This window comes from Limosilactobacillus oris (assembly GCF_025311495.1).
GTDB lineage: Bacteria > Bacillota > Bacilli > Lactobacillales > Lactobacillaceae > Limosilactobacillus > Limosilactobacillus oris_A.
In genome coordinates, this window is record NZ_CP104398.1 from 1314033 (window position 1) to 1339004 (window position 24972).

The following is a 24972-nucleotide window of genomic DNA, read 5'->3' on the forward strand; positions in this document are numbered from 1 at the left end:
TTTCAAGTCTTAGGGCCAGCGGAATCCATCCCCAACGCGGTATAATAAACCTATCTTAGACAAAAGAAGGGAATAATCTTATGGCAGAAAACACACGACTCTATGACCTTTTCCAGCCCGACCATTACGATGTCTACCTCGACATCAACCGGGCGAAAAAGACCATTGCGGGAAACACGACCATTAATGGTCACGCTAGCCAACCCGTAATCAAATTAAATCAAAAGTACCTCCACATCACCGCGGTCACAGTGGACCAGCAACCGGTACCTTTTACCGTCAAAGACGATGAAGAAGCGGTCGAAATCACCCTTCCGGCAGCCGGCGACGTCAAACTAAGCGTCGACTACACGGCCTCATTGATCGATACCATGATGGGGATCTACCCATCCTACTACGAAGTCAACGGCGAACAGAAGCAGGTCATCGGCACCCAATTTGAAACTACCGCCGCTCGCCAGGCCTTCCCGTCCGTCGATGAACCCGCTGCTAAAGCGACCTTCAGCCTGGCAATCAAATTCGATGAACACCCTGGCGAAACGATCATTGCCAACATGCCGGAGAATCACGTGGAAAACGGCGTTCACTACTTCGACGAAACCGTCCGAATGTCGACCTACCTGGTTGCCTTTGCCTTTGGTGAACTCCAAAGCAAGCTGACCACAACTAAGTCTGGTGTCCGGGTCGGCGTCTTTGCAACCAAGGCCCACCAGCCAAAGGAACTCGACTTTGCCTTAGACATTGCCAAGCGGGCAATCGAATTCTACGAGGACTTCTACCAAACCCCGTACCCGCTGCCGCACTCCTGGCAACTAGCCCTGCCCGACTTTTCGGCTGGGGCGATGGAGAACTGGGGGTTGGTAACCTACCGGGAAGCCTACCTCCTGCTTGACCCCGACAACACCTCGCTTGACATGAAGCAGCTGGTCGCCACCGTCATCACCCACGAACTGGCCCACCAGTGGTTTGGTGACCTGGTTACGATGAAGTGGTGGGACGACCTCTGGCTCAACGAGAGCTTTGCCAACATGATGGAATACGTCGCCGTTGACGCCATTCACCCCGAATGGAAGATTTGGGAACTATTCCAAACTTCTGAAGCCCCAATGGCTCTGCAACGAGACGCCACGGACGGTGTTCAACCAGTCCACGTCGATGTTAACAATCCGGCCGAGATCGACTCCATTTTCGACCCGGCAATCGTGTACGCTAAGGGATCGCGGATGCTAGTGATGATGCGGGCGCTCCTTGGTGATAAAGCACTGCGGGAAGGTTTGAAGAACTACTTCGCCGCCCACCAATACAATAATGCCGCCGGAAATGACCTCTGGCAAGCCCTTGGCGACGCTTCCGGCCTAAACATCGGCCAGATTATGCACTCCTGGCTTGAACAGCCCGGCTACCCTGTCGTCACGGCGACCGTAAATGACCAGGGGCAACTCGTACTTAGCCAACAACAATTCTTTATCGGCGACGGTCAGGATACCGGCCGGACCTGGCAAATTCCGCTCAACAGCAACTACCCGGCCGCTCCACAGATCATGGTCGATCAAGAAGTTGTCCTAGGCGATTACCAAGACTTGCGGGAGACCGCCGGCGAACCATTCCGTCTCAATCTTGGCAACAACTCCCACTTTATCGTCAAGTACGATGACCAGCTCCTCCAAGACATTCTGGACCACGCTGATCAGCTGGACGCCATCAGCCAGCGACAATTACTTCAGGATTTGCGCCTGCTTGCCGAGGGACAGCAAATCTCCTACGCCGCCCTGCTACCACTTCTGGCCCACTTTGCAGATTCCCAGTCCGCCATCGTCAACTCTGAACTCTACCACATCGCCAACAGCCTCAAGATGTTCGTAACGCCAGGCTCAGCAGAAGAAAAGCAGCTCAAACGCTTCTTTAACCTGCTCAGCCAGGGTCAGGTGGCCCGACTCGGCTGGCTACCAAAGGACGGCGAAAGCAACGATGACCAGCTGACCCGGCCATACGTCCTCAACGCGGCCCTCTACGCCCACAACGAGGAAGCCATTAAAGCGGCCCACCAGATTTTCATCGACAATCAGGACCAGCTCGTCAGCCTGTCCGCGGATGTGCGGGGCCTGATTCTGAAAAATGAGGTCCAGAACTTCGGTAGCCACGATCTCTTTGACCAGTTGCTGACCGCCTACCAGCAGACGACCGACCCAAGCTACAAGGCTGACCTGCGGATGGCAATCCCAACCACGACCGACCCAGAACTGATTAAGACGATCATCGGTCACTACAAGGACGCCAACGTCATCAAGCCGCAGGACCTCCGTGCCTGGTACCGTGGTGTTCTGGCGAACAACGCCGGTCAGGAAGCTGCTTGGTCGTGGCTCCGTGAAGACTGGCAGTGGCTAGAGGACACGGTCGGTGGTGACATGGAGTTTGCCAGCTTCATCACCGTTTCCGCTGGAATCTTCCACACCCCGGCCCGCCTCGCCGAATTCAAGGAATTCTTTGAACCGAAGATTGACACCCCTGGTCTGACCCGGGAAATCAAGATGGACATCCGGATCATCGAGAGCAAGGTCGCCCTGGTTGAAAAAGAACAAGCAGCAGTTAATGCCGCGGTTGCTAAGGCAATTTAAGCAAATTACTGCTTATAAAATTAAATGAAGCGTTCAATGCTTAAAATAGAACATTGGACGCTTCATTTTTCATTTATCCTGCTAAGTCATCAACTAATTCCTGCTTGGTTACCCCAAAACGCGCGAGGTATTCATAGGGATCCTGGTGGTCGCCCCAGATATGCTGACTAACCCAGCGGTGACTCTTGATCCCCTTGGCGCCAGCACCGCCCTGGTCGAGGGTCAGCGGGATGTTATACTTACCGGCCATATCCCGCGCTAGGGCAACGTAAGCCTGGTAGTCCCGGCGAAAGGTTGCCGCATTGCTGGTTTGACCGAGTTCAATTTGGACCGGGGCGTTCTGGTTGACCGTCGTTCCAGCACCCCAGGAAACGGTCCCCGGCTCTTTCATCAGGTAGACGGTGCCGCCATTTCCGACAATAAAGTTCGTGTAGGCCTGGTTACTGTTCGCGGTCCGCTGCATAAAACTAGCTGCCTGCTGGCCGGTCGCCCGGCTGCCAACGTCATGTAAAATGATATACTTTGGCGTTGCCCGCTGGTTGCTGCCCTGACTGCTTGTCAACTCGTATTGCCGACTGACCTGGTAAGGCAAAATTTGCCGCCCGTCCGCCCGGAAGTGGTACTGGACGCCGTTAATTTTCTGGCTACCGGTTACCTTGCGACCGCCCCGTACGTATACCCAGTCAGTGCCGTCGTAGTACCATCCCCGACGCCAGAAAAAATGATGGTTAAGTGTGCCTGGATTAACATAATGAACCTGCTGATCGAATTGGGTCGTGATAAGCAGCACGCCGAGGGCCACGGCCGTTACGACTGCAAGCAGTCTTGCCCGTTTTTTCTGCATCATATTTTCCCCCTTCCTGATTTGCTCGTTGAGTTCAATTTCTCTATTCTATAACGTCGCCGTCCGTTTGTAATAACTTTGGCACTTCTTATCACTTTCTTTAAGCCACGTGAATTTGTTCACAGTCTAAGGACGAACATTGTCATTAGGCTAATTGTTCAGGTTTAACGTTAAATCAAAACAAAACTATTGCTTATTATCCGGGTTAATCGTATACTACCGATTGTTGGGGTAGGAACTCCAGAGTTATTGTCCAGCGGAACGGAATGTGAACGCTGGAAGGAGGCCGCTTGGCTGCTTTGGTTTTCCGCATTCACCACGGACAAACGTCGATGGTTCCCTAACAAAATAAAATTTTCTAGGGAGTGTATTGATGATGTCAATCCTATCATTTTCAGGTCCCCGCCTTACTACGCGGCATTTGACCCTGGCTGCCCTCCTGGTAGCCCTGAAAATTATCCTCGGTAAGTTATCAGTCGGTGATCCAGCTGTCCTCAAATTCAGCTTCGGCTTTATCGCGACGGCCCTGATCGGTTACTACCTTGGACCATGGATTGGCGGAATGGCAATGGTCGTTAACGATTTGATCAGTAACACCATTCTGAATACCGGCAGTATGTTCTTCCCCGGTTTCACCTTTTCCGCCTTCGTTTCCGGCGTGATTGCTGGTCTCTTTCTCTACCAGCAAAAGGTTACCTGGCAGCGCGTCTTTATCTACGAATTCGTCCAGATCCTGGTAACCAACGTTTTCTTCACGACGCTGTGGGTCTACCTGATGAGCCTCAGCTCGTCCAGCACCGGTCGGACATTTACCGCCCTGCTGGCCATCCGGGTGCCCAAGGAAGTTATTTCTTGGCCGCTGGAAGCCATCCTGGTGCTGATTATTCTGCGGCAGTTGTCCCGCTTAAATCTACATTTAGACCGTTAATAAAAAGGAGTTGTAGCAAGTTTTTGCCGCAACTCCTTTATTTAATTTTAATATCCGCGGTGAAGTCGGCCCGCCGCAAGTCATCACTGATAAATTGCGTGTCCGCCAATTCGCAACCATTAAACTGCGCCTTCTGCAAATTACAGTCCTCAAAGTTGGAATTCAAAATCTCGTTTGTTGTAAAACTGAAATTAGGCAGCTCCATCCCGATAAAGTTATTATACTTGAGGAGGCTGTTGGTTAACCGGTCAATCACCAGCGAATACTTATCAATGACCAGTTCGCCCCAGCTGATTCCAATCAGGTTGCACTGTTCAAACTGCAGGTTGCGGCCCGCCGAAAAAGTCGTGGTGACGTTCGCTATCGTGCAGTGTCTAAAAGAACACTCCTGAAGTTGCACGTTGGTGAGGGTCAGGTCCTCAAAGCGGCAGTTGTTAAACTGACAATCGACAAATTTCAGGTCGCTCAGCTCAGTTGCCCCCTGGGTCACCTGGTTAAATTCTTGGTCTTCATAAGTTTTTACCACGGATAACACTACTTTCCTACTAAATTCTGTCTGCATTCTACCAGGCCATCCCATGGAAAAACAGTCTTGAAAATTCGCGGCCGTTGCTCCTCTCTGATTATAAAAACGCCCTCCAGCATCACTATCGCTGGAGGGCGTTATGGTCTACTTTGTAATAAAATCTAACAGGCTAAACATCACCCGCTTGTTCTCTGCCGGGACACCGTGGTCGATAATTTCCTGCGGTGTCTGGTGAAGGTCATTGTGTTCGAGGGGGTACTGGTCGTCGTTGACCGCCATCTCACGGACGTTATCAGCCAACGGTTCGAAGTGGAATTGCAGACCAATCACGTTGTCGCCCAGGAGGAAGCCCTGGTTCTTTACCAAATCACTGGAGAAGAGCAACTGAGCTTCATAGGGCACCTCAAACATTTCTTCGTGCCAATGGAGGGCATCCAACTTCTCTGGGATCCCAGGAACCGCCGTCGATTGCCGGTAAACCGGTGCCCACCCAACTTCCTTGTGCGGCGCTTTGCCAATCTGGTAGCCAAGGGTCTTGGCAATTTGTTGGGCACCGTAGCAGGCACCGAAGATCGGCTTGTGCTGGGCCAGCAGCTGTTTGATTAGCACCCGCTCCTGCTTAATCCAGGGCAGGTCGTCATTAGGGCTCATTGGGCCGCCGAGGACAACCAGCAAGTCCGTCTTCTCAGCAGTCGGCAGGCTGCCGAACTGGTAGGGATGGTAGACATAGAACTCGTGTTCCCGCTCGTCTGCCCAGGCTTGAATTGCTCCCGGTCCCTCGTTAGGGGTGTGTTGAAGAACATTAATCCGCATAATTAATCCTTTCCATCGGCGGCAATGTTGGTCTAGGTATCGCCTGCAAGTACCCAAAGTTGTCGTTATTCTAACACGTTCCCGTTATGATGAAAATAGTCCGCTTTGCGTTCCAGTATCTGGTAGCGAAGGGAGTGTTCGGAAATGATTAGGAAAATGAAACCAGCTGACCTCAACGCCATCATGGAAATCTGGCTGAGCAGCAACCTCGATGCCCACTCTTTTGTTGGCAGGCAATATTGGCAAGAGCAACTGCCAGCGGTGCGGGCCGCGATTCAAGACGCCGAGGTTTACTGCTACATTGCCACCAACGACACCATTGCTGGCTTTATCGGCCTGTTCGTGGCGAGCAAGTATCGCCAGCAAGGCATCGGCAGCAAGCTATTAGCCTTCGTCCAAGGTTATTACCAGCAGCTAACCCTGGACGCCTATCCCCAAAACCAGCGAGCAGTTGCTTTTTACCACCGGCACGGCTTTGTCACCAGTCAGCAGGACGCGACGAATGTCCACATGACCTGGACCGCCCCAGAATAATTTGCAAAAAGTTCTTGCAATTTCTAAAAAACAGGTTAGAATATCATTAAAGATTTCAAAAGCGATGAGAAAGACGAGTAAGACGCCGCATTCGTTAAGTGAGCTGGTGATAGTGCGAGACTGGCCGACCCTGGACGTGCGAAAAACACTTTCTCGCAGTGCCGCTGACCCAAATAGTCGCCAGACTAAAGTAGACTCAGCCGTCCCCGGTACGTTACCACACCGGTAGAACGTGATTGCGTTCGAAAAAGCGGTCTAGGAATCCCGTATTCCTAGGCAACTTGGGTGGCACCGCGGAATAAAGCCTTTCGTCCCTTCGATTTTACTAAGGGGACGAAGGGCTTTTTATTTATCCCCGGACTTATTAAAGGAGTGTTGATTATGACGTTAATTATTCCTAAAGACTACGACCCACGACTTTCGATCCGGGATACCGAAGCAGCAATCCGCTACATTCGGGAAACCTTCCAAGATGAATTTGGTGACCAGATGAACCTGCAACGGATGTCCGCCCCAATGTTTGTCGAACAGAGCACCGGGCTCAACGACAACTTGAACGGGGTAGAAAAGCCGGTTTCCTTTACCATGAAGGGCCTGCCGGGCGAAACGATCGAAGTTGTCCACTCGCTAGCAAAGTGGAAACGGATGGCACTCAAGAAGTACGGTTTCGGGATGCACGAAGGCCTCTACACCAACATGAACGCCATTCGGAAGGACGAAGATCTTGACAACTTCCACTCCATCTACGTCGATCAGTGGGACTGGGAAAAGGTCATTGCCAAGGACGAACGAACCGAGGAAACACTAAAGGACACCGTGCGGACCATCTTCAAGGTCATCAAACACATGGAACACGAAGTTTGGTACAAGTTCCCGCAAGCCGTCTACCACCTGCCGGACGAAATCCACTTCGTCACTACCCAGGAACTGGAAGACCGCTGGCCAGACTTGACCCCGATGGAGCGGGAAGATAAAATTGCTAAGGAACTTGGTGCCGTCTTCGTAATGAAGATTGGTGATAAGCTCAAGCGGAGCGGCAAGCCGCACGATGGCCGGGCCCCCGACTACGACGACTGGCAACTCAACGGCGACATCATTTTCTGGTACGAGCCGCTGCAATGCAAGCTCGAAATCTCCAGCATGGGGATCCGGGTCAGCGAAGAGTCGATGCGGGAACAGCTTAAGAAGGCTGGCGAAGAAGACCGGGCAAAACTGCCATTCCACCAGATGCTATTGAACGGCGAATTACCGTACTCCATCGGTGGGGGGATCGGTCAATCCCGGTTATGTATGCTTTTGCTGGGCAAGGCGCATATCGGCGAAGTGCAAGCCAGCGTTTGGCCCCAAGAGATGCTCGACAAGTGCGCTCAGGCACATATTCAGATTCTGTAGTTAAGTTTTGAGGAGTGAGTTTTTGATGGAAACAATTACGATCAGTCAATCCCCACAGCACGTGGGTGAAACGGTTCGCATTGGCGTTTGGTTAACTGATAAGCGGTCCAGCGGAAAGATTGCCTTCCTGCAACTACGGGACGGCACCGGCTTCTTCCAGGGGATTATCCGGAAGAACGACGTGGACGAAGAAACATTTGAACTGGCAAAGCACGACCTGCACCAGGAAACCAGTTTCTATGTTACCGGGGAAATCGCTGAAGACAAGCGATCCAAGTTTGGTTACGAAATCCATATCACGGATATCGATGTTGTGGGCACCAGCGATGAATACCCAATCGGTAACAAGGAACACGGGATTGACTTCCTGCTCGATCACCGCCACCTGTGGCTGCGCTCTCGCAAGCCATGGGCTCTGATGCGGATCCGGAGTCGGGTTAAGCTAGCGACGATGGAATTCTTCAACAAGCACGGTTTCACCCAGTTTGACGCCCCAATTCTGACCGGGAGTGCGCCAGAAGGGACAACCGAACTGTTCGAAACCGACTACTTTGACCGCAGCGCCTACCTGTCACAATCAGGTCAGCTCTATGGGGAAGCCGGTGCGATGGCCTTGGGTCGAATTTATACGATGGGCCCAACTTTCCGAGCTGAAAAGTCCAAGACCCGGCGGCACCTGATGGAATTCTGGATGATCGAACCAGAAATGGCTTGGTGCCACGAAGAAGAAAGTGAAGAAATCCAAGAGCAATACGTGGCCTACCTGATCCAGGACCTGATTGACAATTGTCCGCTTGAATTGGAAATGGTTGGCCGGAGCGTGGAAAGTCTGAAGCCGTTCACCGAACTGCCATACCCACGGATTACCTACAAGGAAGCCATCGAGATGCTGCAAAAGGGTGGTCTGGACGTCAAGTACGGCGACGACTTTGGTTCACCAGAAGAAACCTACCTGGCCGACCAATTCCAAAAGCCAGTCTTCATCAAGAACTACCCAAAGGAAATCAAGGCCTTCTACATGCCAACTGACCCTGAGGACGACCGGCAAGTCATCTGTGCCGACCTGTTGGCTCCCGAAGGCTACGGTGAAATTATCGGGGGTTCTGAACGGTCCTACGACTACGACTACATCACCAGCAAGTTGGAAGAAAACGGCCTGTCCAAGGAAAACTACGGCTGGTACGATGACCTCCGCAAGTACGGTTCCGTCCCGCACTCTGGTTTCGGGATGGGTCTCGAACGGTTCCTGTCATGGGTAACCCTGCAAGACCACATTCGGGAAAACATTCCATTCCCACGGATGCTGAACCGGCTGAACCCATAATTTAAAGTAAACAAACTCCGCCAGGCGCAATTTTAGCGCTGGGCGGAGTTTTTGTTTGGGCTTACTTAAACAGTTCCTGCATCTGGGCATCGGTTAGGTCAAACTGGGTCTGAATTTGCGGCTTTAGTTTTTCCTCAGCAATGCCATTATTGCGCATCAAGGCAATCATGCCCCGAATAGCTTCCATTTTACCAGCAGCGATTCCCTCTTCACGAACGTCCTCGTCGTGGAACATCATATGAGTCTGGTTGTCCAAGTATTCGTTCCTCCATTCCGTGTTCTTGCTTAGATTGTGGATGTAATCCTTCAACTCATCAACATACTCATCGTTCTCTACATCCCTATTATCCACATAATCGAGGAAGTTGCGCAAGTCTTTCGAGAGTGGGGCAGAACTAGCTTGGCTAGTTCGTAGCCCCACCTCCGCAAGGATAGCTATGCCGCGCAGCAAGCCTATTTGGGGTTGGTCAAATACTGATTTATCAGCGTTTGACCTGCCAGCTATCTACTGCGCTGGCGCATTTTCACCTTTAAATATGGCAGATTGTAAAATATAAGTTGAACATTTAAGTGGACAAGAAAACCCATAAAGGTCTTTAATGGTGTTACCACAACATTCCATTAGAAAGAAGGACCTTTATGGGCACCACTATTTTATCATTTGCTGACCGCATTGTCATTGAAACTTTACTTTATGAGCATCGTTCTCTTCGCTATATTGCAGATTATCTGGGCTTCAGTAAAACGACGATTTTCAATGAATTACATCGTCTCCCTTTACCTTATAATGCTAAGCGATCTCAACAGGATCATGAGACAAAGCTTAAGTTACGTGGACGTAAATATGTGCTGACTGCTAATCTAAAACGCTTGATCGAAGACAAAATTAAAATTCAGAAGTGGTCACCTGAACAGGTTGCTCACATGGTTGGCATTGCCTATAAGACCATTTATAACTGGATTGACCAGGACTTACTTGACATTCAATTATCTGATCTTCCTGACAGCGGTATTCGTCGTCATCGGGCGAAAGAAACTCGGGGAACATTTAGTCATGGCCGTTCAATTGAAGAACGTCCACAGGAAGTTAAGACTCGTAAAACGTTTGGTCACTTTGAAGCTGACACTGTTCTATCTGGTAAACGAAGAGGACAAGCGGTGGCCACTTTTGTCGAACGGCAAAGTAGATTAACGATTGTTAAACGTCTTGAAAGTCGTAGTAGTCAAGCAATGACGTTAGCCATACTGGAACTAGCTAAACAATTGGGACCAAAGCTTAAGACCATCACGGTTGACCATAGTAAAGAATTCGCCAACTATCGTGAAGTTGAAGAACAGACCGGTATTAATCTTTACTTTGCCCATGCTTATTCGCCACATGAACGTGGTAGTAATGAGAACCGTAATCGAGTTCTGCGTCGCTTTATTCCTAAAGGCAAGCCAATCGAAGAGATTAGTGATCAGGAACTAATTCAAATTAACTGGGACTTAAACTCACGGCCACTTAAATGTCTCAACTGGCGATCACCCATTGAAGTCTTTATGCGAAAAATGTTTCGATGAAGTGTTCAATTTATTTATTGCAATCTGCCATATAGTAAAGAGACCGAGTTAATCCCTCAGCCCCTTGGTATTAAGGAAAATCGCCGTCCGCCCGTCTCCCATCTCAAGAGACTTGCCCCTTTTCAAAAATTCTTGAAATCATACCGGTGCCAACCTAAATTGAACGGGTCAAATAAACCTCCTCGCCGGCAACCACGCTCATCTGTGCGGTTGCCGGCGTTTTTCTATTCCAAATTCAGATCATCCTGACCACTCAGCAGGTGGTAGTATTCTTGACCAAAGTGGTGTTGTAGGTAACGGCTTCTCCCTCTGCACCTTGGTCAATCAGACAATGCTTTCATCCACCATCTTGTTTTTACTATCAATGCTTACTAAAATAAAAGCAGAATTGAAAGCTGGTGACATTGATGATAAAGAAATTACTGCTGCTAACCACTGGAGGGACCATCGCCTCCGTCGCTTCGGATGATGGCCTGCGACCGGGCGAGTCGGGTGCCGAGCTGCTAAAGACCCTTGGCACCCTCCCCTTCGACGTAACGGTCAAGGACATTTTAGAGATGGATTCCTCGAACATTCAGCCGGAGGAGTGGACCCTGATTGCCCAGGAAATTTACCATGCCCGCAATGATTACGACGGGATTGTTGTTTCACATGGAACAGATACGATGGCCTATACGGCCTCCATGCTGACTTTTATGCTGGAAAACATTAACCTTCCGGTCGTCCTGACTGGGAGTCAGGTGCCGATGAATATTCCACTCAGTGACGCCCCTGATAACCTCAACCTCGCCTTTACCGCCGCGCTGGACTGTGCGCCGGGTATCTACCTGGCCTTCAATCGAAAGGTAATGCGCGGTTGCCGGAGCGTCAAGGTGCGGACTACTTCCTTTGACGCCTTCGAGAGCGTTAACTTCCCGCTGATTGCCCAAGTCACTTCCGATGGTTTCCAAATCCTCCAGTCCCAGCCGGTCAGTCACGGTGAGTGCCGTTTAAACACCACCATTGACACCAACGTTTCACTGGTCAAGCTCTTCCCAGGATTCGACCCGACCCTGCTGCACGCAATGGCCGATAATGGTTGTCATGGTATCGTGATTGAAGCATACGGTCTCGGCGGGATGACCTTTATCCGCCGCAACCTGGTGGCCGCGGTCGGCAAACTGATTCGAAAGGGTATCCCGGTCATTGCGGCCAGTCAGTGCCTGTACGAGCGGAGCGACCTGACGAAGTACGAAGTTGGCCAACAGGCGCTGCTGGAAGGGGCAATTTCCGCCCATGATATGACTTCAGAATGTGCAATTACTAAGCTGATGTGGGGCCTCGGCCAGGGGATGGACATCGCTGCCATCAGTAAGTTCTTTAACACCGATGTGGCCGGTGAGGTAACGCTATAAACAACAAAGCGACTCTGACAAATTGCCGTCAGGGCCGCTTTTATGCTTTAACTTTTAATTAATCAACTTTGCGCTTCTTTAGTCCAAACATTCCTAAGAGCGATACCAAGCCCAGGCCAGCTAAGGTACCGGCAGCATGATCGTTCCCAGTTTGCGGCAACTGTTGAGCAGGAGCTGCCTGCTGGTGTGACACTTGAACACTCTGGTTAGCAAGCTGCGGCTGCCCTTGTGGTTGACTTACTGACCGTCCTGCCACCGGTTGCTGGTCAGGTTGTCCCGGTTGTGCGGGCACTTCTGGCTGACTAGGTTGCGTCGGCGTGGTTGGATCAGTCGGCTGTACAGGATCTGGTTGCGGTGCTGGTTTAGCAAGTACATGCACCAGTACCGGGAACCACTGCGACCCGTTAAAGTTCAACCAAGCGTAGCTATATCCCGGCCAGGTCACGTTTGGTTTTATCGTCCAGGCAAAGGTTTCTGGCGTGTCAGGATCATCCGAGGTGTATTTAACAACCGTGCTTTGGGCATCCGGCGTTTCACCCACGTAAGTCGTCAAACTGCTCTTAAAAATTGGCGAATTATCATCCACGGAGGCAATCGGGCAGACTTCTCTCAATTCTTGATTTTTCAAAATAACCGGTGCCTTGCCAGGAATGTCGACCTCAATTGCAATATCGTCCTTGTTGGTTGGGTACGGATTTTCGTACATTCCCCGGTCATCCTTCGTCAAGTCCCACTGTGGCGCCACTAGCCACTTAACGGTGGTTCCTTCCGGCAAGGTGCCGATATTGCCGATGAAAATTGCCGGATCCAGGTTACCATTCTCAATATCATAACGTAGATATTGATTGTCATTTGGATCAGTGATGTACGGCTTCTGTGTGTCCTGACTAGGCTTAATTAGCACCGTCACTACATTGTTGGACGTGTAATCAAGACTGTTTAGGCCCCCACTATCTACCATCTCGTAACCTAAGCGTCCGGTGAGCCCAGGTTCTGCATAGCGCGCGTAGTTTTCTTCTAAATATTGAATAGTATCGGATGTTGCAATCTGCTGGTCATCATCGCCACGCTTCATGTAGATAATATCAGTTTCGACAACCTTGCCCGTGGTGAGGTCGTAAAAGCGGATCACCGTTTGAACCCGGTCACTGGCCGGAATCGAAGCTGGATCACCATAAATTGTGGCGTAGTCGCTTTCCTTCGCGAACACGTTGACTGGAACTGTAAAGTCCTTATTAATAGCCTGACCCTCAAAGTCAGTATATTGAACGTTAACAATTCCCGTCGTGGTCCCCACTTTAGAAACGTCTGGCGCCTACTTCCAACTCGCTTAATAATCGTTTTCCCTTTGCATTTCACTCATTGGCGTGATTGCCGAGTCTGCTGCCGGCTCCTGACCAACGACGGTCGAGATTGGAACAATTGCTGGGTCAAGGTTTTCTTCAGGAACGCTTGGTTCGCCAGTGTGATCACTATCATCATCCGACTGGGATGCCGGTAAATTAACCGCCGTCCCCTGGTTGGCATCACCATTCGTAACGATGGCTGAGTTATCGCTCGACCCTTGATTTGGATTTGCATCATCAGCGTGGGCAATCGTACTATTAGCCAAAATAAAAGTGGTCCCTAAAGCAACTGAGGCCACGCCCAACGTTAATTTTTTAACATCGATTGGCTTATGGATTGACAAATTTGATGATACTCCCCCATGATTGTGACCTACCGTTATTATTCTCCCCTTATATTTAGAATGTATTTTTCATACTCCTACCCTTAAATAATACCTCACTTTGTATCAAAATAATCATTTAAAATCACTTGATAGCTAACTTTTTTGTAAAGAGTTATTTCGCTATCAGTTGCTTCATCAAAATAAGCGCTCTTTTAAAACTAAGCGCCGGCAGGTAAATCATTCTCTGGTTCACCTACCGGCTGTTAATTTACTCAGTTTGCGTAAAAGTGCTGCCACTCTTTGTTGACGTTCTGCCGGGTTGTCTTGGTTCCGGACCATGATGGCACCTTCACGACCCCATCGATCTTGCTCTTCGGCACAAAGCCCCAGTAGCGGCCGTCATTGGAAACGCTCCGGTGGTCTCCCAGAACGAAGTATTCGCCCTTTGGGACCGTGGTGGTTCCGTTATGCTTGAGCCAGCTATTTTGCACAGAAATACTTTTGAGTGTCCAGTCACCAGTCCCGGCTTTCCGCTGGTCCATGCTGATGTAGTTCTGGTTAATCTTCTTGCCATTGACGTAGATGTTCCCGTTCTTGGACTGCACCTTATCACCCGGCATTCCGATCACCCGCTTGACGTAATCCGTCTTCTGGGCAACCTGCGGGTCCACCCCGTTGGCGTCAAATACCACGACGCTGCCGTGGTGAATTTTTGCCGTCTTTAGGCAAAAGACCCGTTCGTTATTCACCAGGTTTGGTTCCATGGATGGCCCATCGACCCGGACGATTTGAAAGACAAACTGCTTGATCAGCAGTGCAATCAATAGCCCAATGGCAATTGGGACAATCCAACTCATTGTTTCCCGAAATGCTTTCATACTTCCGCCTCACTTAATCTTCAATTTCGTGGATATAGTCTGCGGCAATCTTGCTGTCAGTTGCGTACGGCGTGTCGACACCGTTGATCTTCTGGTAAGGATCCTCGCCCTTCCCAGCTAACACCACAATATCACCATTACTGCTACTGTCAATTGCCGCCTTGATTGCCGTTGGCCGGTCCATAATGTACTGGATTTCCCCAACTTGGTCATGGTCAATATGCGAATTTATTTCCTGGGCAATTTTCATTGGGTCCTCAAATCCGGGATCGTCTGTCGTAAGGATAATCTGGTCCGGATGTTCCTCCGACAATGCTTTCCCGAAGCCCTGCCGACGGGAAATTCCCTTGTCACCGGTTGCCCCCAGCACGACGGTCACCTTACCAGCCGCCGTCTGCCGCTTCAAGAAGGCCAGGAGCCGTTTCAAGCTGGCATAGTTATGGGCATAGTCAATGTAAATCGTCCCGTGCTGGCGGGTTTTTTGCATCTCCATCCGGCCCTTGATATGAACATGGTCCAGCGTTGCAGCGGCATCTTCCGCGGTTGCCCCCGCTAGGGCCGTTGAAATAATCGCCGCGACGGCATTCCCCTCGTTATAGTCACCAGGGACACTGGTCTTATAACGCCGCTGGAGGCCCAACCGTTCGGCCTTGGAGGTGCAGGCAGCAAGTTCAAACTCGCTTTCGTGCAGGTCTTCCAAGTCATTCCGGTATTCGAAGTCGATTGCAGCCCCTTCCGGCAGTTGGACCTGCGCCCCGTGCCGGGCAAATAAGTAGATATCCTCTGGCTGCGTCGTTGCCTTGGCCGTGTAATATACATCCGCCAGGTCGGCCGTTTCGGCATTGATTAGACAAACCCTGGAGTTGACCAGCAGCTGCTCCTTACAGTGGAGGTAGTCCGCAAAGGTCGGGTGTTCGTTGCGGCCAATATGGTCAGGACTAATGTTTAAGAAAATACCGATATCGAAGTGCAGACCATAGGTCCGGTACTTCTTGTATGCCTGTGAGGAAACCTCCATCACCAGGTGGGTCATCCCGTTATCGACCGCTGCCCGCATATCATGAAAGAGATCAAGCGACTCTGGCGTGGTCAAGTCAGACTTAAAGTGGTCGTCCGGGCCGTTCCCCAGCACCCGGTCGAGGGTCGAAAAGAGGGCCACGTGATGGTCAGTTGCCCGCCCCAAAATGTGATCAGCCATATAAGCGGTAGTGGTCTTTCCCTTCGTTCCGGTGATGGCAATAATCGTCAGCTCATCTTGGGGGAAACCGTAAAAAGCCGCCCCGAGCAGCGCCATCGCTTTTTGCTCATCTTTGACGATAATCGCCGGCAGGTCCCCGCCTTCCGAGTATTCCTGCTCCGCCACGTAGGCCACGGCACCCTGTTCCTTTGCCATCGTTAGGTATTTCGGCAAAAAGTTGCCCTTGCAAAAGAACAAAGTCCCCGCAGTGACCTTTCGCGAATCATAAGCAACACTCGTCGCGGTAAAGTCAGTTAAATTTTTGGTATGATCCAATAAATGGTGCTCGCGCAATAACGTTAGTGCAGGCGTGACATGCAATTCCATGTGTTATTGACCCCTCTTATTTTTCTCTCTTAAAACTCTATTATTTCATTTTTTATGGTAAAAGTGAATTCTTGAAGCAAATAAAATAAAAAGAGGAAGATGACCGCTCGCCACCTCCCTCTTGTCTATTACGCCTCGGCACTTACCTTGGCCTTATCGATGTTGCTTTCATCCAGCTTGAAGTTATCGATGAAGTAGAGCTTGTACCAAACCAGGAAAGTATAGACCGTCCAGATCTTCCGCCGGCCATCGACCTTGCCAGCAAAGTTGTCATCAGCCAATTGCAGGAGCTTGTCCTGGTCGAAAAACTCCTTCACGAAGTCTTGTGCAAACAAGTTCCGTACTTCCTTGTAGTACTTCTCTTCCCGAAGCCATTCTCGAACAGGGGTCGGGAAGCCCAGTTTTGGCCGGGTTGCCCATTCTTCTGGCAGGTGCCGGTTGGCCGCCATCCGGAAGGCCCACTTAGTCCCCTTATCGTTGAAGAGGTACTTCGTCGGCGTGGTTTCAGCCACCTTCATAACTTCCTTATCCAGGAGCGGAACCCGAATTTCCACGGAGTTTGCCATACTCATCTTATCCGCCTTTAAGCAAATATCCCCTGGCATGAAACGGTGCAAGTCAACGTACTGCTTCTTGGCAACCTCGTTCATTTCCGGCTTCTTCTCGTCACACTTGTCGTAGAGCGGCTTCAGCAGGTCAGTGATGGACGGGCCATCCTGGTATTCTGGCTTCAAGTATTCATTGGCCTCTGCCGGACTAAAGATGTAGGCCTGGCCGATAAAGGTATCCCGGGCCGGGGCCAGGTTGCGGTAGAGGTGCTCAGAACCGTGGAAGTGCTTGCCTTCCAGCCACTTTCCCAACTTATAGCGCTGGTCCTTCGGTAGCTTCTTGAGTTGTTCAGTCACCCAGCGGATAAACTTGACCTTGGTGTTAAAGCCATAGGCCGTGTAGCCCGCAAACAGTTCGTCCGCCCCTTCACCGGAAAGCAGGGCCTTGTAGCCGTTATCCTTCGCCAGCTTATTCAGGAAGTAAAGCGGCACCACAGACGGGTTGGAGTCCGGTTCGTCCAGGTAGTACTGGATTAACGGGAAGGTCTTGAACGCTTCTTCATCGGTCAGCAGCTTATCGGTGTTCTTTAAGTCCAACTTAGCCGCCAATTCACGGGCCTGCTTGGTCTCGTCGTAGCCGCTGTCAAAACCAATGGAGAAGGTGTTATTTGGCCGCATCAAAGCAGTTACCAGACTGGAGTCAACCCCGGCCGACAGGAAAGAGCCGACCTTGATGCCCTTATCCGCGAAGGTGTGGGCCTTGACAGAATTTTTAACCACGTTGTCGATGTTATCAACGGCCTGGTCGAAGCTCTCATCCGTTGGGTCAAAGTCTTCGTCCCAGTACTGCTCCATCGTAAACTTGCCGTCCTTGTAGGTAAAGTAGTGGGCTTCCGGCAAGCGGTAAACTCCCTTGAAGAAGGTTTCCTGGGTCACGTTATACTGGAAAGTCATGTAGGACTTCAGGGCCCGCTTATTCAGCTCCATCTCGAAGTTCGGGTGATCCAGAAAGGCCTTGATTTCAGAACCAACAAAGAAGGTCCCATTCATCTGGGCATAGTAGAGAGGCTTGATTCCGAAATGGTCCCGGGCGCCAAACATTTCCTTGGTCTTGGTATCCCAAATGATGAAGGCAAACATTCCCCGCAGCTTCTGCAGGACGTCCTTGCCCCACTCTTCATAACCGTGCAGGATAACTTCCGTATCGGCGTGGGTAGTAAAGGTATGCCCCTTTTCAATCAGCTCGCCGCGGAGTTCTTCAAAGTTATAGATTTCCCCGTTAAACTCAATAAGCTTGGACTGATCTTCATTAAAGATGGGCTGATTCCCAGACTTAACATCCACAAAACTCAGCCGGCGGAACCCCAGGGCCACGTTATCATCCACGTACTGGCCCTCGTCGTCCGGGCCCCGGTGGATGATCCGGTCCTTCATCTTCTTGATTAAGGTGTCCTTTAATTGTGGTTTCTCGTTATCAACAAACGCAACAATTCCACACATTGCAATGTTCCTCTTCTTTCATTCAGAATTTGCTATTTTCTTCAGATCAAAACTTGAACCTAAATTATATCATACTCGGGCGCTTAATAATTGGATATTGCCTAAGTTTAAGCAATCCTTTTATTTTCCCCGGATTGAAAAAGGGGCGACCGGAAATAATTTCTTTTCCCGTCGCCGCTGCTTAATATTTCCCGGGAAATCATTGTCGGTCAGCCTTGGAAAATTTCCCTTGTCGAATATAAACACTCAGAATTGCCAGGTCGGCCGGGTTAACCCCGGAAATCCGGGAAGCCTGGGCTAGGGTCGCCGGACGGATTTTCTCCAGCTTTTGCCGCCCCTCGGTTGCCAGGCCGTCAATGTCGTTGTAGTCAATGCTGTCCGGAATCCGCTTGGCTTCCATCCGCTTCATCCGGTCAACCTTCTGCTCTTCTTTTTTGATGTAGCCAGCGTACTTGAGCTGGATTTCCACCTGTTCAATCACGTGGCGGTCCAATTCTTCGGCCGGGGCTGGGATAAACCGGGTCAATGTTTGGTAGTCCACGTACGGCCGCTTGATCAGGTCCGCCGCGGAAATAGCATCCTTGAGACGGTTATCACCGTGCTCTTCGATAAAGTCGTTGACCGCTTCGTCACTTGGCTTGAACTTGATGGTTTCCAGGCGCTTGATTTCCGCAGCCACGGCGGCCTTCTTAGCTTCCATCTTAGCCAGGCGCTCGTCGGAAACTAAGCCCACCGCGTGGCCCTTCTCCATCAAGCGGAAGTCGGCATTATCATGACGCAGAATCAGCCGGTATTCGGCCCGGCTAGTCAACAGCCGGTAAGGTTCCTTAGTTCCCTTAGTCACCAGGTCATCAATCATGACCCCAATGTAGGCATCAGACCGGCCAAGGACAAAAGGCCCTTTATCCTGAGCACGGAGGCCGGCGTTGATGCCGGCGATCAAGCCCTGGCCGGCCGCCTCTTCATACCCGGACGTCCCGTTTGTCTGACCGGCCGTGTAGAGGTTCTGAACTAGCTTGGTTTCCAACGTTGGCCGCAACTGGTACGGCGCCACGACGTCGTATTCAATCGCGTAGCCCGGCCGCATTAGTTCAGCCTTTTCCAGCCCCTTAATGGAATGGACAATCTTTTGCTGGACTTCTTCCGGCATCGAGGTGGAAATCCCGTCGAGGTAGTACTCGTCCGTATCCCGGCCCTCGGGTTCCAGGAAGACCTGGTGGCGGGACTTATCGGCAAAGCGGACGATCTTGTCCTCGATTGACGGGCAGTAACGGGGACCGACCCCCTTGATGACCCCGGAGAACATTGGCGCCCGGTCCAAATTGGCCCGGATAATTCCGTGGGTCCCCTCGTTGGTGTAGGTCAGCCAGCAGGCCAGCTGATCGGTGACGGCAATGTAGCTACTATCCGGAGTATCAAAACTAAAGTGGTGCGGGGCAGCATCTCCCGGCTGCTCCTCGGTTTCGTCAAATTGAATGCTCTTCCCGTTGACCCGCGGTGGCGTCCCGGTCTTGAACCGTTCCAGGTCAAAGCCCAGTTCCTCCAGGTTCTCGGAGAGCTTAACCGCCGACTTAGAATTGTTCGGGCCGGACTGGTATTGCAATTCACCAATGATAATCTTGCCCCGGGCCGCGGTCCCGACAGTCAGGACCACCGCCTTAGCGTGGTAGCGTGCCCCGGTGTTGGTAACAACCCCCTTGCAGACGCCATCTTCGACAATCAACTGGTCGACGGTTCCCTGGCGGAGGGTCAGGTTGGGCTCATTTTCAATGGTCAGCTTCATTTGACGGTGGTAGGCGTGCTTATCGGCCTGAGCCCGCAATGCGCGGACTGCCGGACCCTTCCCGGTATTCAGCATTCGCATCTGAACATAGGTCTTATCAATGTTATGGCCCATCTCACCACCCAGGGCATCAATTTCCCGGACCACAATTCCCTTGGCGGGGCCACCGACGGATGGGTTACATGGCATAAAGGCTACCATGTCCAGATTGATGGTGACCAGCAGGGTCTTATTCCCCATCCGGGCAGCGGCCAGGGCGGCCTCACTCCCGGCATGTCCGGCACCAACAACAATTACGTCATAGTCGCCACCCTCGTACTGAACGGCGGTGCTAGTCTTCAATGATTCACTTGACTTCACGATTTTCCCTACTTTCCTAGACAGAATTGGCTAAACAACTGATCAAGCAGCTCGTCCTGGTACGAATCCCCGGTAATTTCACCCAGGAGGTCCCAGCACCGGGTCATGTCAATTTGCACCAGGTCCACCGGCATCCCGGCATTGATTCCCTTCAAAACATCGCTCAGCGCAGCATTCGCCTGGTGGAGCAGGCCAATGTGGCGGGCATTGGTAACCATCACGTTGTTTTGACTGCTTTCGATCCCTTCGTTAAAGAACATCTTGCTGATTTGCTGACCAAGCTGGTCCATCCCCTCGTGCTTAACAATCGAGGTTTCAATCAGGGCATCCCCATCCGTCAACTTTTTCAGCTCATCAAGGTCTACCCGGCGCGGCAGGTCGGTCTTGTTTAAGATAACGATCCGCTGCTTGCCTTGGGTCGCCGTCAGCAGTTCACAGTCCTCAGCCGTCAACGGCGCGGAGCTATCAATCAGCAGAAGAATCAAGTCGGCAGCATCGAGGGCCCTCTTGCTCCGTTCGACCCCGATTTTTTCGACCGTGTCGTCGGTGTCGCGGATTCCGGCAGTATCAATCAATTTCAACGGCACCCCATCGACGTTGACGTACTCCTCAATCACGTCCCGGGTGGTTCCCGCCACGTCGGTCACAATGGCCTTATCCTCATGCAGCAGGGTGTTTAGCAGGCTGGACTTGCCGACATTGGGCCGGCCGATAATCGCCGTCGCCAATCCTTCCCGGAGGACCTTCCCCTGCTTGGCAGTCTTTAACAGGGCCTGGATCCGCTGCTGAATATCAAGCGCCTTCTCCTTTAACATCTTGGTGGTCATCTCTTCGACCGCATCGTATTCTGGATAGTCGATATTGACCTCGACCTGGGCCAGGACATCCAAAATATCTTGCCGCAGGTGACGGATCAGCCGCGAGAGGTCCCCATCCAGCTGGTTCAGGGCTACCTTCATCGACTTGTCGGTCTTAGCCCGAATCAGGTCCATTACCGCTTCAGACTGTGACAGGTCAATCCGGCCATTCAGGAAAGCCCGCTTGGTAAATTCACCCGGTTCCGCCATCCGGGCACCGTAGCTCAGAACTAACTGCAAGATCCGGTTGGTCGCCAGCAATCCCCCGTGGCAGTTAATTTCAACCACGTCTTCACAAGTATAAGTGTGCGGCGCCCGCATTACGGAAACCATCACCTCATCCACTTCGGCGCCCGTGTCCGGGTCGACAATGTGCCCATAGTTAATGGTATGGCTGGCAACCTGGGCCAGGTCCTTGCTGCCGTGGTATAGCCGCTTCGCAACCGCCACCGCGTCCTCGCCGCTAATCCGAATAATCGAAATGCCCCCCTCGCCAACTGGGGTCGAGATCGCCGCAATGGTGTCATTTTCACTATTCGCCACTATTTTCTACTCCTTTCAATAAAAAAAGTGCTAGTCCACGCCGCGCATTCCGCTAACATGGTCAAAGCACTTTCACTACTTTAACAACTCAATTTTTATAATCGCCCATATTCTAAGGGCTTCACCAGTAAATGTCAATCAATAACTAATTTTTCGGGGCAATAACCACGCTCCGGTAAGGTTCCCGCCCGTGCGAATAGGTCCGCACGTGGTCATCATTTTCTAGTTCGTGGTGCAGCTGCTTACGCTCCCGTGCTGGCATCGGATCTAGAAAAACAGCCTTGCCACTCGCAACTACTTCGGTCGCCGCCCGCTCCGCAATTTGATGGAGGGCTTCCCGGCGCCGCTGCCGGTAGTTTGACGTGTCCAAGACTACACTCGTCTTTGGGGCACCATGATAGTTCATAAAGGCCGCGCTGACCTGTTCCAGCGCGTTGATCCGGGAACCGTGCCGCCCAATTACCCGTCCCGAACTGGCCGTTTTAATATTGACCATGACCGAATGGGCGCCAACTTTGCTAAGCTGGGGGTCAGTTTCAATTCCCAGATCCGCAAATACTTTTTTCAGGTAAGCCATTAACTGCTGACCAGCGTTCCGGGTGTGGCGAATGTTAGCTTCGTGCCGGGCTTTAACCACTGCCGGATCTTGGTCATCCCCCTCCTCAAGCGGACGGTTAGGATGAACGACCGTGGCAGACACTGGCCGGCCCTGATCAGCAACTGGCTTAACCGGAGCGGCAGTTGGCGCAGGAGTTACTGGTTGCGGCGCCGGCGTCGCTTTTGGCGGCTTAATCGTCGCCTCAATTTTGGCCGGCCGGCGACCAATCCCCAAGAAGCCGCGGCGGGGCTGCTCAAGCACTTCAACCTTGAGCGCCGCTTCTGGCTGATGCAGTAACCGGCTCGCCTGTTGAATTGCTTCCTTCACTGTTTTACCCGTATAAACTACCATTGATAGTTCCTCCCGAATTTGACGTTATTATATTAAGAATACCACCCTTTTCTCCGCCATGACCAGTCAGGAGGCCGGCAACATTTTTCTTTGCACGCACGGGATTTTAATTTATAATATTGATTAAATTTTAATTAGAAACAAGGAGGATTCATATGCAACCCCGAATCGCAATTCCCGCCGACACCCTCACCGAGGCAACGAATATTATTAACGAACGTAACTCGGCCTTTGCGCCCCGGCCGTTAATCGAAGCAGTGCTCAAATCCGGCGGCGTTCCGGTTATCTTTCCCAGCGTCGCGCCCGAACTAGCGGCCAGCTACCTGGACCTCTTTGACGGAATCATCTTTGCCGGCGGTGCGGACGTCGACCCAACCTTCTTTAATGAAGAACCGCACCTCAAGCTGGGGCCCACCTACCTAAAGCGGGACCAGTTCGAAGTCGCCCTGCTTAAAGAGGCCGTGGCCGCAGACAAGGCAATCATGGGAATTTGTCGGGGAATGCAGCTTATCAATATTGCCCTTGGTGGTTCGGTCTACCAGGACCTGTCTGAAGACCCGCGGCAAACCCTTAAACACTCCCAAGATGCCCCGGGCAACCTTCCTTCCCACCACATCAACGTAGCCCCGGAAAGCCGCCTGTTCAAGCTCACTGGTCGCCGCGCCTACGTTAACTCGCGCCACCACCAGGCGCTTCACCAAATCGCTCCCGGCCTGCACGTTACGGCCAGTGCCGACGACCAGGTGCCAGAAGCCGTGGAATCCGTCAGCTCGGACCAGATTCTTGCCGTCCAATGGCATCCCGAGAACATGTTCAAACATGATCCATCATCACAAAACCTGTTTGCCGACCTGCTCCAGCGAGCCGCGGCCCGGCGTTAAAAACAAAACAAGTTATAAAGAGCGTAAAAGCCTTCACCGTCCGGAAAACCAGACGGTGAAGGCTTTTCTGTATCGTACTAACCACTTTGCCGGTTAGGAACTTGCTTACCAGGCCAGGGCCGCGCGCAGTTCATCCGCCGTGTAAACCCGCCCCTCCTCAAAGCCCCGGAACGGGTGCAGCATTCCTAAAGCAGCTTGCTGATAGCGGCGTGCCCGGCGGAGGGCATATTCTTCGAGTGAACCATCTTTGACATACGCTAATAGGCGCGCGCTCGGCGTATTCGCCGGGTTAACGATTCGTTCCTCAAGGTCATCCAGGACCTCCAGATACTCAGGCCCCAGCTGAATCTGGCTAGCATAGTGTTCAAGGTGCCGAATCATGGCCAGAGCGGTGCTTTGATACTGGCTGGGCGCCGTTGGCGATTCCTCGGCAATTGCCATGTTCATAGCGTCGGCCCGGGCCAACAGCGATTCGACCTCCCCCTCCCGCATTGCCGGGTGCATAATAAAGTAACTCGCTAATAACCTGACAAAGCGAAGGGTGCCCGTCCTAATTCCGACCGCACTGCTGGGATCGAGGTCCAGCATTCGCAGCTCTTAGTATTCAACCCCGCTGTTAGCCAGCTTCTTTAAGTCGGGGTGCCCCTTAAAACGTACGGGGCCATGAAACTCATAGTCAGACGTTAAGATGCCCTGTTTTACGCCCTCTTCGATTCGGTCAACATAGGCAGCCAAGCTGCGGTAGTCACTGGTAAACTTGGTTCCAAAGCCGTAGCGGCTCTGCCGAATGCTCCGTACCGGCCGCGCTAACTCCGCCCCCTTTTCAAAATACCCCTTTTCTGCTACCGGACTAGCGCCAAAAAGGTAGGTCAGTAGCCACCGATAGCGCACGAAGCCTTGGGCAACGACCGTATACAAGTAGTTGCGGACGGTCCGTTCATCCGCAAACTGGCTGCTGAATTTCTCCAGGACAAGTTCGATCACGTGCTGGTCGATTCCTAAGCTAATGTGCGCTCCACAGGGTGTCCCCTGCGAGTAGCCGTGCCGTTTCGCCCATTCCTGCAGGTAGGCCTCCTTCTTAGGGCCCATCTTTGCCAAGACGAGTGTCCGCTTATCCTTGGGAAGGCGGGGCGGCATTGACAGGGGCCACAGCATCTCCCCCGGCGCCAGCGCTGAGCGGAGGCAGTTATTCAGCCGGTACAAGTAGTGGATGGCGTCCAAGGAATGCTTGGCCGACGGGGTCACGGTTTCCGACATGGTTTCCAAAAAATCGTTCGTGATCCACGGGTTAGTCTGTTCATCGCCAATTCCAGCCGGATAGGGTTCCTGACTTAACTGTCCGCTTCCGTCAATCCGCTGCATTTCAATTTCTAAGCCCACCGTAAAATCTGATGTTTTCGCGACAGCTTCATTTTCATAAATGGTCTGACCAATTCAGCTGAACATACTCTCCGCCTCCCTTTAATATTAAAAAAATATAATTTTATTTTAATACAATAGCGTG

20 protein-coding genes, 1 pseudogene and 1 riboswitch are annotated in these 24972 nt (G+C 51.7%); of the genes and pseudogenes, 8 read left to right on the plus strand and 13 right to left on the minus strand.

What is annotated here, in order from left to right; genetic code table 11:
• Positions 1-80 precede the first annotated feature (80 nt).
• Positions 81-2615, plus strand: coding sequence for a M1 family metallopeptidase (locus N4599_RS06670; RefSeq protein WP_260898597.1), 2535 nt, complete (start codon positions 81-83; stop codon positions 2613-2615).
• 73 nt (positions 2616-2688) lie between these two features.
• Here the strand turns inward: N4599_RS06670 and N4599_RS06675 are convergent, their stop codons facing one another.
• Positions 2689-3462 carry an N-acetylmuramoyl-L-alanine amidase gene (locus N4599_RS06675; protein ID WP_260898599.1) on the minus strand — a complete coding sequence of 258 codons (774 nt, stop codon included), beginning with the start codon at positions 3460-3462 and terminating at the stop codon, positions 2689-2691.
• Positions 3463-3684: 222 nt separating this feature from the next.
• A riboswitch (THF riboswitch) is annotated at positions 3685-3780 on the plus strand.
• A 55-nt stretch (positions 3781-3835) separates the two neighbouring features.
• Here N4599_RS06675 and N4599_RS06680 point away from each other — a divergent pair.
• Positions 3836-4387 carry a folate family ECF transporter S component gene (locus N4599_RS06680; RefSeq protein ID WP_278753418.1) on the plus strand — a complete coding sequence of 184 codons (552 nt, stop codon included), beginning with the start codon at positions 3836-3838 and terminating at the stop codon, positions 4385-4387.
• A 37-nt stretch (positions 4388-4424) separates the two neighbouring features.
• Here the strand turns inward: N4599_RS06680 and N4599_RS06685 are convergent, their stop codons facing one another.
• Together N4599_RS06685 and N4599_RS06690 are read right to left on the minus strand one after the other, a co-directional pair.
• Positions 4425-4949 (minus strand): pentapeptide repeat-containing protein, encoded by a 525-nt coding sequence (locus tag N4599_RS06685; protein ID WP_260898602.1) that lies wholly within the window; start codon positions 4947-4949, stop codon positions 4425-4427.
• A gap of 108 nt (positions 4950-5057) precedes the next feature.
• Positions 5058-5726: a type 1 glutamine amidotransferase gene (locus N4599_RS06690; RefSeq protein WP_260898603.1), complete on the minus strand. Its 669-nt coding sequence runs from the start codon at positions 5724-5726 to the stop codon at positions 5058-5060.
• A gap of 144 nt (positions 5727-5870) precedes the next feature.
• Here N4599_RS06690 and N4599_RS06695 point away from each other — a divergent pair, with 144 nt between their 5' ends.
• The 3 genes from N4599_RS06695 to asnS all read left to right on the plus strand — a co-directional run bounded on the left by N4599_RS06695 (position 5871) and on the right by asnS (position 8976).
• The gene (locus N4599_RS06695) at positions 5871-6260 is read left to right on the plus strand and encodes a GNAT family N-acetyltransferase (RefSeq protein ID WP_260898604.1); all 390 of its coding nucleotides are present in this window, start codon (positions 5871-5873) and stop codon (positions 6258-6260) included.
• 381 nt (positions 6261-6641) lie between these two features.
• Positions 6642-7652: an aspartate--ammonia ligase gene (gene asnA / locus N4599_RS06700; protein ID WP_260898606.1), complete on the plus strand. Its 1011-nt coding sequence runs from the start codon at positions 6642-6644 to the stop codon at positions 7650-7652.
• Between the two features lie 25 nt (positions 7653-7677).
• Positions 7678-8976, plus strand: a complete 1299-nt coding sequence (gene asnS, locus N4599_RS06705) for an asparagine--tRNA ligase (RefSeq protein ID WP_062813149.1) — start codon at positions 7678-7680, stop codon at positions 8974-8976.
• 61 nt (positions 8977-9037) lie between these two features.
• Here asnS and N4599_RS06710 read toward each other — a convergent pair whose 3' ends face one another.
• Positions 9038-9397, minus strand: coding sequence for a hypothetical protein (locus tag N4599_RS06710; protein WP_260898608.1), 360 nt, complete (start codon positions 9395-9397; stop codon positions 9038-9040).
• Between the two features lie 218 nt (positions 9398-9615).
• On the opposite strand from N4599_RS06710, the gene N4599_RS06715 reads away from it, so the two are divergent.
• The gene (locus N4599_RS06715; RefSeq protein WP_260898610.1) at positions 9616-10539 is read left to right on the plus strand and encodes an IS30 family transposase; all 924 of its coding nucleotides are present in this window, start codon (positions 9616-9618) and stop codon (positions 10537-10539) included.
• 407 nt (positions 10540-10946) lie between these two features.
• Positions 10947-11933, plus strand: a complete 987-nt coding sequence (locus tag N4599_RS06720) for an asparaginase (RefSeq protein WP_260898612.1) — start codon at positions 10947-10949, stop codon at positions 11931-11933.
• A 58-nt stretch (positions 11934-11991) separates the two neighbouring features.
• Here N4599_RS06720 and N4599_RS06725 read toward each other — a convergent pair whose 3' ends face one another.
• The 8 genes from N4599_RS06725 to jag form a co-directional block, all read right to left on the minus strand.
• Positions 11992-13230, minus strand: coding sequence for an LPXTG cell wall anchor domain-containing protein (locus N4599_RS06725; RefSeq protein ID WP_260898613.1), 1239 nt, complete (start codon positions 13228-13230; stop codon positions 11992-11994).
• A gap of 33 nt (positions 13231-13263) precedes the next feature.
• Entirely contained in the window at positions 13264-13623 is a 360-nt protein-coding gene (locus N4599_RS06730) for a YSIRK-type signal peptide-containing protein (RefSeq protein WP_224757993.1), read from the minus strand.
• 254 nt (positions 13624-13877) lie between these two features.
• A complete protein-coding gene (gene lepB / locus N4599_RS06735) occupies positions 13878-14483 on the minus strand; it encodes a signal peptidase I (RefSeq protein WP_062813146.1) in 606 nt (201 codons plus the stop codon).
• Between the two features lie 13 nt (positions 14484-14496).
• On the minus strand, positions 14497-16047 hold the full coding sequence (locus N4599_RS06740) for a UDP-N-acetylmuramoyl-L-alanyl-D-glutamate--2,6-diaminopimelate ligase (RefSeq protein ID WP_062813145.1): 1551 nt from the start codon (positions 16045-16047) through the stop codon (positions 14497-14499).
• A gap of 128 nt (positions 16048-16175) precedes the next feature.
• Complete coding sequence (asnB, locus tag N4599_RS06745) at positions 16176-18095, minus strand: asparagine synthase (glutamine-hydrolyzing) (protein ID WP_062813144.1); 1920 nt, start codon at positions 18093-18095, stop codon at positions 16176-16178.
• Between the two features lie 199 nt (positions 18096-18294).
• Entirely contained in the window at positions 18295-20238 is a 1944-nt protein-coding gene (gene mnmG / locus N4599_RS06750) for a tRNA uridine-5-carboxymethylaminomethyl(34) synthesis enzyme MnmG (RefSeq protein WP_062813143.1), read from the minus strand.
• A gap of 8 nt (positions 20239-20246) precedes the next feature.
• Positions 20247-21638, minus strand: a complete 1392-nt coding sequence (mnmE, locus tag N4599_RS06755; protein WP_260898620.1) for a tRNA uridine-5-carboxymethylaminomethyl(34) synthesis GTPase MnmE — start codon at positions 21636-21638, stop codon at positions 20247-20249.
• Between the two features lie 145 nt (positions 21639-21783).
• Complete coding sequence (gene jag, locus N4599_RS06760; RefSeq protein ID WP_062813141.1) at positions 21784-22587, minus strand: RNA-binding cell elongation regulator Jag/EloR; 804 nt, start codon at positions 22585-22587, stop codon at positions 21784-21786.
• A gap of 155 nt (positions 22588-22742) precedes the next feature.
• On the opposite strand from jag, the gene N4599_RS06765 reads away from it, so the two are divergent.
• The gene (locus N4599_RS06765) at positions 22743-23468 is read left to right on the plus strand and encodes a gamma-glutamyl-gamma-aminobutyrate hydrolase family protein (RefSeq protein ID WP_260898622.1); all 726 of its coding nucleotides are present in this window, start codon (positions 22743-22745) and stop codon (positions 23466-23468) included.
• A 105-nt stretch (positions 23469-23573) separates the two neighbouring features.
• Here N4599_RS06765 and N4599_RS06770 read toward each other — a convergent pair.
• Positions 23574-24848, minus strand: a pseudogene (locus N4599_RS06770) (glutamate--cysteine ligase).
• Positions 24849-24972 lie beyond the last annotated feature (124 nt).

Coding starts and splice junctions, on each gene's coding strand:
- N4599_RS06670 (WP_260898597.1), top strand. CDS start 81: ATGGCAGAAAACACACGACTCTATGACCTTTTCCAGCCCGACCATTAC.
- N4599_RS06675 (WP_260898599.1), bottom strand. CDS start 3,462: ATGATGCAGAAAAAACGGGCAAGACTGCTTGCAGTCGTAACGGCCGTG.
- N4599_RS06680 (WP_278753418.1), top strand. CDS start 3,836: ATGTCAATCCTATCATTTTCAGGTCCCCGCCTTACTACGCGGCATTTG.
- N4599_RS06685 (WP_260898602.1), bottom strand. CDS start 4,949: ATGCAGACAGAATTTAGTAGGAAAGTAGTGTTATCCGTGGTAAAAACT.
- N4599_RS06690 (WP_260898603.1), bottom strand. CDS start 5,726: ATGCGGATTAATGTTCTTCAACACACCCCTAACGAGGGACCGGGAGCA.
- N4599_RS06695 (WP_260898604.1), top strand. CDS start 5,871: ATGATTAGGAAAATGAAACCAGCTGACCTCAACGCCATCATGGAAATC.
- asnA (WP_260898606.1), top strand. CDS start 6,642: ATGACGTTAATTATTCCTAAAGACTACGACCCACGACTTTCGATCCGG.
- asnS (WP_062813149.1), top strand. CDS start 7,678: ATGGAAACAATTACGATCAGTCAATCCCCACAGCACGTGGGTGAAACG.
- N4599_RS06715 (WP_260898610.1), top strand. CDS start 9,616: ATGGGCACCACTATTTTATCATTTGCTGACCGCATTGTCATTGAAACT.
- N4599_RS06720 (WP_260898612.1), top strand. CDS start 10,947: ATGATAAAGAAATTACTGCTGCTAACCACTGGAGGGACCATCGCCTCC.
- lepB (WP_062813146.1), bottom strand. CDS start 14,483: ATGAAAGCATTTCGGGAAACAATGAGTTGGATTGTCCCAATTGCCATT.
- N4599_RS06740 (WP_062813145.1), bottom strand. CDS start 16,047: ATGGAATTGCATGTCACGCCTGCACTAACGTTATTGCGCGAGCACCAT.
- asnB (WP_062813144.1), bottom strand. CDS start 18,095: ATGTGTGGAATTGTTGCGTTTGTTGATAACGAGAAACCACAATTAAAG.
- jag (WP_062813141.1), bottom strand. CDS start 22,587: ATGGTAGTTTATACGGGTAAAACAGTGAAGGAAGCAATTCAACAGGCG.
- N4599_RS06765 (WP_260898622.1), top strand. CDS start 22,743: ATGCAACCCCGAATCGCAATTCCCGCCGACACCCTCACCGAGGCAACG.